An 8,390-nucleotide genomic window follows, 5' to 3' on the forward strand; every position below is an offset into this window, starting at 1 on the left:
TAGAGGTGAGCTATGTGGATTTTAAACTAATTGAGTTAAAGAATATCTCAAAGCAGTTTCCAGGTGTATTAGCAAATTCAAATGTGAATTTAACCATAAACAAAGGTGAAATACATGCGATAATCGGAGAAAATGGTGCAGGAAAGACCACATTGATGAATATTTTATATGGGTTATATGAACCAACACATGGAGAAATTTTCATAAAAGGACAAAAAGTAACTATTAAGAATCCTCTTGATGCTATTAAAAATGGGATAGGAATGGTACATCAGCATTTTATGCTCCTTCCTTCACTAAGTGTTGCTGAAAATGTAGTTTTAGGCAGTGAGCCTAAGAAAAAGAAATTTTTTATGGATTATGATAAAGCAGTAGAGATAACAAATGATTTAGCTAAAAAATATGGATTTAAGGTTGACCCTTATGAAAAAATAGAAACTGTATCTGTTGGAGTGCAACAGAGGGTAGAGATTTTAAAAGTGCTATATAGAGGTGCGGATATTTTGATATTAGATGAGCCAACTGCAGTTTTGACACCTCAAGAGATTGATGAATTATTCAATGTGATTAAAAAATTAGTTAGTGAAATGAATAAAACTGTAATCATAATTACTCATAAACTTCAAGAAGTCTTAGCAATTTCAGACAAAGTAAGTGTAATGCGTCAAGGCAAACTCGTAGGGACTATACCAACCAATGAAGCGAATGAGGAAATATTAACTGAAATGATGATAGGCAAAGAGGTTATGTTCCATGAAATACATAAAGATAAAGTTACTGGGGAAAAAGTTCTTGAAGTAAAAAACTTAAAAGCAAAAAATGATAGAGGATTGATGGCACTTAAGGGAGTATCTTTTTATTTAAAAGCTGGAGAAGTTTTAGGTATAGCAGGTGTAGAGGGAAATGGTCAATCTGAGTTGGCAGAGGTTCTAACAGGACTTAGAGATATAGAAAGCGGAGAATATTTAATAAATGGTGAGAAAATAACAAAAATAAATCCATCAAAAATAAGAGGGTTAGGAATTTCGCATGTGCCAGAAGATAGACTAAAAATGGGATTGTCTAAAGAGGCTAGCTTATGGGAAAATTTATTGATGGGACTTGAGCATAAAGAGCCATATGCTATAAAGAAAATTCATCTTAATAAGAAAAAAATATTTGAGAGAACTGATAATTTGATTAAAGAATACGATATTAAAGCAATAGATAGACAAATGCCTGTAAAAAAACTCTCAGGTGGGAATATGCAAAAGGTAGTCATAGCCAGGGAATTTTCTTTCAATTCACCTATTCTAATAATAGCACAGCCTACCAGAGGAGTAGATGTAGGTGCAATCGAATTTATACACAATCAAATTATAAAGAAAAGAAATGAAGGAGCTGGAATTGTACTGATTTCAGCAGAGCTTGATGAGATAATGAGGCTTTCTGACAGGATAATCACTATATACGAGGGAAACATAACAGCAGAATTTAAAAATGGTGAAGTTATAAAGCAGCAATTAGGGCTATACATGACGGGTAAACAAAAAAAGGACCAAGGGAGTGGAGGTAATTGAGTAAGATATTTAAGAAAATAAACTTAAGTTACATACTTTCTTTAACACTTTCAATTTTAGCTGCTTTAATAATTGGGGCTTTTGTAATGATCTTAAATGGGAAAAATCCACTAATCGGATATAGTGCTCTTTTTAGTGGAGCTTTTGGATCTAAGTATAATCTTGCTACTACATTTGCAAAGACAGTCCCTCTTATATTAACTGGGTTAGGAACAGCGATATCATTTCGTAGTGGAATTTACAACATAGGAGGAGAAGGACAACTTTACTTAGGGGCTTTTGCAGCAGCATATATAGGAATAACATTTACATCTTTACCTCCATTAATTGGAATACCTTTAGCAATATTTTCTGGTGCTTTAGTTGGGGGGGTGTATGCTTTTTTACCTGGATTATTAAGAGTTAAATACAAAATAAATGAGGTAATAACTACAATCATGCTTAATACGGTAGCTATGCTATTTACCTCTTTTCTAGTAAATTATCCATTTGCTACCACTCAAGGAAAGATAAATGGCACAGAGATAATCGCTCAAAGCTACCAATTAAGAAGATTGGTAAGATTATCCACATTAAATAACAGTATATTCTTTATGTTTTTTATTGCAATAATCATTTATTATTTGATGGAGAAAACATCACTTGGATATGATTTCAAGATGGTAGGACAAAACAGTTTATTTGCAAGGTATGGAGGGATAAATGATAAAAGAAAGATGCTTTTAGCCATGGTTATATCAGGAGCTTTATGTGGTATGGCTGGAGTGTTCGAAGTACTAGGAGTACATTATAGATTTTTGCAAAGTATTTCTCCAGGATATGCATGGGATGGTATGTTAGCATCGCTTATGGCTAAAAACAATCCCATAGGTGTAATTTTAATGGCTATATTTTTAGGAGCACTAAAAACAGGCTCTGTATCAATGGAAAATGCAACATCAATACCTTCAGAATTAGTATTGGTAATTCAAGCAATCATTGTTTTATTCATTGCAGGTGAAGCTGGTTTTAAAGATAAATTTATTCAGTTTAACATAAAGAGAAAATCAAAGAAAGCTGGTGAGACAAATGCTTAGTGATATTTTCAATTTAACTCTCATACAGCACACCATAAGAACTGCAACACCTATCATATTAGCAGCTTTAGGAGGACTATTAACTCAACATACGGGAATGCTAAATATAGGGATGGAAGGCATGATTTTATTAGGAGCGTTCTTTGGAATACTTGGGAGTTTTTTCTTTGGATCATCTTTAGCAGGGGTTATTTTAGCAAGCTTAGTTGGGGTAATTATCGGGCTGATATTTGCTATTTTTGTGGTTGAGTTAAAGTCTGATGAGTTCATAGTCGGTATAGCAATCAATATGTTTGCTAGTGGACTTACTGTGTTTTTGCTTAGAAGCATTTTTGGAGTTAAAGGGGCTTTTTCTTCTCCAGATATAGTACCACTACCACGTTTGAATTTTTCCTTTATAGAAAATATATATTTTTTAGATAAAATATTTAACAATCATTCAGTATTTGTATATATAAGTTGGATTTTAGTATTATTAATATATGTATACCTATATAAGACACCTCGTGGAATATGGCTTAGAGCAGCTGGGGAATACCCTGAAGCTCTTGAAACTGCTGGAGTAAGCGCAAAGAAAATGAAATATAAATCTTCTATTTATTGTGGTATTTTGTGTGGGTTCGCAGGGGCGCATCTTTCATTAGGTTATCTTACACTTTTCTCTGAGAATATGAGCGCAAATAGAGGATTTATTGCAGTTGCAGCAATAATATTTGGAAAAGCAAACCCCATAATGACTTTCTTTGCAGCTCTTATGTTCGGATTTTTCGACGCTTTAGGGATAAGACTACAAGTCGTAGGCATACCATCTCAATTTACTCAAATGATTCCATACATTGCAACTATCATAGCATTGTTTATGGTCACCAATAGACAACTTCAAAAATACAAGAAAAATAAGGGAGAGAAAGAGCTTGCTTAGAAAAAAATATGATTGTTTAGTCATTGGTGGAGGAATAGCAGGAATATATTGCTCGAAGATCCTTGCAAAATCTGGGAAAAGGGTAGCTATCATAGAAAAAGAAAAGCTGGGAGGAACAGCTTTAAGATGGGGAGCTTTACCTGTAAAAGTAGCTTTAGATTATTTTAAACATAACAATAGAGATGAATTTCTATCATATTATAGAGATTGTTTAAATATGATAGAAAAAAAGATTGACTTAGAAATCAAAAAATCGAATGTAGATTTATATTATGGAGAAGGTGAATTCATTGATGAAAATACATTTTTAGTAGGAGAGTATTTAATAAAAGCTTCTCATATTGTCATAGCGACCGGAACTAGTCCCAAAAGTACAAAAGAATTTATAATAGACGAGGAAAAAGTAATAACATATAAAGAAGCAGCTAATTTCAATAACTCAAGGGAGAAAATCATTATAATGGGAGCAAATGTAGAAGGTGTTGAATTAGCTTATGTGTTGTCAAAACTGAATAAAGAAGTAGTATTAGTCGAAAGAGAAAACCAAATTTTGCCAGATGATGATATGGATTTAACATATCCTATTGAAAGAAATTTGCTAGAAAATAATGTAATAATTAAGAAGAACTGTGAAATCATAAAAGCCGATATCAAAGAAAATTTTGTAGAGGTAATATTAAAAGATGGAAACACTTTAATAGCAGATAAACTGTTAGTTACAATGATGAATAAACCCAATATTCCTAAAGGATTAGAGAAGTTAAATATATATTATGATGAATTTGGAATCAGTGTAGATGATAATTTTAGAACTACTCAAGAAAATATATTTGCTATTGGGGATGTAAATGGGAAGCTGGGTATGGCCCATATAGCTATAAATCAAGCTATACAGGTTGCTGAATATATTCTTTATAATAGAGAGATAAAACTTGATTATGATAATTTACCAAGAGCTGTGTTCACATCTCCAGAAATAGCAGGTGTAGGTGTAAATGAATCACAAATAAAAGAAGCTAGGTATAAAATTGGGAAATGTAAGTTTAAAGATACCTGGAGAGGAATTTCTAGATTTGACATAGAAGGATTTGTGAAAGTGATAACTGATTTAGACGAAAATATCTTAGGTATATGGATGGTAGGCGAAAATGTATCTGAATACATAGGGCTATTAGATATATTGCTAAAAAAGAGAGTAAATGTAGTTGATATAAAGAGAGGCTTAACAATTCACCCTACTCTAAATGAAGCTATCTTGGAAGCTGTTTTAAATTTAGAAGAAGTAAAACAATAGTACATTTTTTTGAACTTGAAATTGATTATCAAATATAATAACATTAAGTTTGACGAAAGGAGAGATAAGATGAAATATAAGCATATTGTATTTGATGTGGATGGAACACTTATAGACAGTGAATATTCAATATTAGCTGCATTAGCAGATACTTTAAAAGAAATTAATGGCAAGGATTATACAATAGATGAACTTAGATATGTATTGGGTATCCCAGGAGCCGTGACTTTGAAACAATTTGGAGTCAAAGATATTGAATATGGGCTTGATTTGTGGCTAAAAAACATGGGAAAATATACACATACTATAAAAGTTTTCGATGAAATAGTTGAATTATTAGAGTCATTGACTTCAAAAGGATATAAGCTAGGTATTGTTACATCTAAACTAAGAGATGAGTTTGAACATGATTTTAAAAGATTCGATTTAAAAAAATACTTTACAACCATTGTGTGTGCAGATGATACCGAGCTTCACAAACCAAATCCTGAACCATTGCTAAAGTATATGGAATTAAATGAGCTTAACAATAAAGATCTAATCTACATCGGGGATACAGAATATGATTATGAATGTGCAAAAGGGGCGAATGTAGACTTTGCACTAGCGCTCTGGACAGAAAATTCACATGATGAGTTAGATGCAGAGATTAGGTTATACAAACCTCTAGACATAATCAAGTATGTATAAGATAGAGCAAATTAAGTGTTAACTTAATTTGCTCTTCTTTAATTTCTGCAGGTATTGTTGTTATAAAATATGCATATAAAGAAAATAAAAAAAGCAGCGAATGAAAAAGGTATAGAAGCAGAAATAAGAGCTGTAGCAGAGAAAATTTAAAAAATATGCTGATAAAACAGATGCCTTATTACTGGGGCACAAAGTTGGGTATATGATTAGTGAATTCATACAAAAATATGAAAAAAATTTAGCAGTAAACGTTATAACATAGATTATGTAATGATTAAGGATAAAAGCATTAGATATAACACTGATTTAATGTATTCGATGTTTGTAGCAATCTGGTAATATGTCAAGAGATATTTTTTAAAAGGAACAAAAGAAAAAATTAAAAAAGCGTAACTTTAACAGAACCTACTATTTCAAAAAAAAAAAAAAAAATAGGCTTGTGATTGAAAATATTTTATTGAATCTCTGAGACTGTGAAATAGTTTGTGTATGAAAATCCTCCAGGTTAAGGTAAAATAAAAATAACTTAACTAGGAGGATTTTGTTATGGGAAGAAAAAGGCCAGAAAGAAAGAATGCTATGTTAATCAAAGCAATACTAGAATCTTATCAGCCAGAAACGGCACAAGATGTACAGGAGGCTCTAAAAGATTTAACAGCAGATCTGATGGAGGAAATGTTAATGGCTGAATTAGATGACCATTTGGACTATGAATATGGTGAAAAACCACTTAGTTTAAATACAAGAAATGGTTATAGCACAAAGACAGTAAAAGGTACTAATGGAGAAATGGAAATCAATGTACCACGAGACAGAGATGGAAGTTTTGAACCACAGGTAGTAAAAAAGTATGAAAAAGACATCTCAAATATTGAAAATCAGATAATATCAATGTATGGAAGAGGCATGACCACAAGAGATATATCTGCTCATATTCAAGAAATTTATGGATTTGGGCTTTCGAAGTCAACAGTATCAAGGATAACAAATAAAATACTTCCAACAATTGAAGAATGGCGACAAAGGCCACTAGAGAAAGTATATTCTTTTGTTTTTATGGATGCTATTCATTACAACGTAAGGGATAATGGAGCAGTAGTAAAAAAGGCTGTATACATCGTTTTAGCATATACAATGGATGGCTTAAAAGAAGTCCTAGGTATGTATGTTGGTGAAAATGAGAGTTCAAAATATTGGTTAATGGTATTAAATGATCTCAAAAATAGAGGAGTAGAAGATGTGTTGATATTTTCTACAGATAATTTACCCGGGTTTAGCCAAGCTATAACCGCAGTTTATCCAAAAGCAGAGATTCAAAAATGCATAATTCATCAGATTAGAAATTCTACAAGATATGTAAATTACAAGGATATACGTGAATTAATGAAAGACTTAAAGACAGTGTATAAAGCAAACACTGAAGAAACAGCATTAATACAACTAGGGTACTTTGAAGATAAATGGGGCAAAAAATATCCTAGTTGTATAGCAAGTTGGCGGAATAACTGGGCTGAATTATCAACATTTTTTAAATATCCACCAGAAATTAGAAAGCTGATGTATACAACAAATACCATAGAAAATTTTAATAGCAACTAAGAAAAGTAACAAAGGATAAGACAATATTTCCTACAGATTTTTCTTTAGAAAAGAGCCTTTATTTAGCAATGGTAAATGCCACATCTAAGTGGACATCAAGGATGAGGGGTTGGGATCAAATACTAGCTCAATTAAATATATTCTTTGAAGATATCTTAAATAAATAGCCTAAAAAAGAAATAAGATGTGGATTTGATGGATAATTGCTATGCAATTAACCACAAGCTCCACATCTACTGCTACTACTAATTTAGTATATTTCATTAAAAAGCTAAAGAACTTGACAGCTTAGCTTTGCTATGTAAAAATATACTAAACGTAATAAATAAATTTTTGATTTTTACGAAATCTAATCAACTTAATTTTAATCTAAAAATAGTTTTAAATTTAGTCAAATTCCTTAATCTGGAATGATGAAACACAAACTATTTCACACTACCCAGGAAAAAAACATGACATAGCGCTGGATAAGCTTAGTGTCAAGGAATATGAAGACCCTTTTAAGGGGTTAGTAAGTAATACTAATGTTCTTTTAGGCGCTGGCCGGTAACAGAGGCTTATAGCCTCAGAGCAAACCACCCGTTAGACGGGTGGTCATTGCAATTATCATAGAATATTTATATAAATGATTTGATATTACAATTTAGGATATTTTTATATATAATTATGTCAGCGTAATACTATTATACGCAAATATGATTAAGGAGGGAAAAATCAATGGTTAAATTAATTGAAAAATCAACTATTAACGGGGACAAGTGTCCTCAAAGAAGTAGAATTAATTAAAAAATAAGATAGGTTGACCCATAAGTTCATGTAATGCTAATATTTGCAGAGGCGATTATAAAGTGTTTTTCCAATTAAGGGTTAAGATTACTTTTTATAAGACTCGTGTGCTTAGGTATCGCCATACTTATTAAACAAAAACTGGCTTTTGAGTCACCTATCTTATTTTAAAAAATTTTAGATGTTCTATTTTGCAAATTCTATTGTACAGTATTTTTATTATAAATAAAATTTTTGCAAAATAATAAATAATAATTTAAGTTAAAGTATAACTCTTTTTAAATAATTTTATATTATTTTAAGCAACTTAATAATATGTCAAATAAAATGAAAATAATATTAAAAAATGCTAAAAATTTGCATAGTGTAAATGTCAATCCCAAAATGCATGTTTTTTAGAATCTCAAAATGTATGATTGTTAGAATTAATTATTGGTACTTTTTTTAGTTTCTACCAGGTCAAT

At 31.2% G+C, this 8,390-nt stretch carries 5 protein-coding genes and 1 pseudogene; all 6 read left to right on the forward strand.

Annotated features, from left to right (window positions below):
• The first annotated feature begins 14 nt into the window (after positions 1–14).
• Positions 15–1,559, forward strand: a complete 1,545-nt coding sequence (locus tag ACTB1H_RS03930; RefSeq protein ID WP_463261532.1) for an ABC transporter ATP-binding protein — start codon at positions 15–17, stop codon at positions 1,557–1,559.
• A complete protein-coding gene (locus ACTB1H_RS03935; RefSeq protein WP_463261533.1) occupies positions 1,556–2,635 on the forward strand; it encodes an ABC transporter permease in 1,080 nt (359 codons plus the stop codon). Before ACTB1H_RS03930 ends, ACTB1H_RS03935 begins: the two co-directional genes overlap by 4 nt.
• Complete coding sequence (locus ACTB1H_RS03940) at positions 2,628–3,557, forward strand: ABC transporter permease (protein WP_463261534.1); 930 nt, start codon at positions 2,628–2,630, stop codon at positions 3,555–3,557. The genes ACTB1H_RS03935 and ACTB1H_RS03940 overlap by 8 nt, the downstream gene beginning before the upstream one ends.
• On the forward strand, positions 3,550–4,851 hold the full coding sequence (locus ACTB1H_RS03945; protein ID WP_463261535.1) for a dihydrolipoyl dehydrogenase family protein: 1,302 nt from the start codon (positions 3,550–3,552) through the stop codon (positions 4,849–4,851). Before ACTB1H_RS03940 ends, ACTB1H_RS03945 begins: the two co-directional genes overlap by 8 nt.
• A 69-nt stretch (positions 4,852–4,920) precedes the next feature.
• The gene (locus ACTB1H_RS03950) at positions 4,921–5,541 is read left to right on the forward strand and encodes an HAD family hydrolase (protein WP_463261536.1); all 621 of its coding nucleotides are present in this window, start codon (positions 4,921–4,923) and stop codon (positions 5,539–5,541) included.
• A 579-nt stretch (positions 5,542–6,120) separates the two neighbouring features.
• Positions 6,121–7,307 (forward strand): annotated as a pseudogene (locus ACTB1H_RS03955) (IS256 family transposase).
• Positions 7,308–8,390 lie beyond the last annotated feature (1,083 nt).

This window comes from Soehngenia sp., from assembly GCF_055108775.1.

What these genes read in the sequence shown, in the direction of transcription:
- ACTB1H_RS03950 (WP_463261536.1), top strand. Translation starts at nt 4,921, where the DNA reads ATGAAATATAAGCATATTGTATTTGATGTGGATGGAACACTTATAGAC.
- ACTB1H_RS03940 (WP_463261534.1), top strand. Translation starts at nt 2,628, where the DNA reads ATGCTTAGTGATATTTTCAATTTAACTCTCATACAGCACACCATAAGA.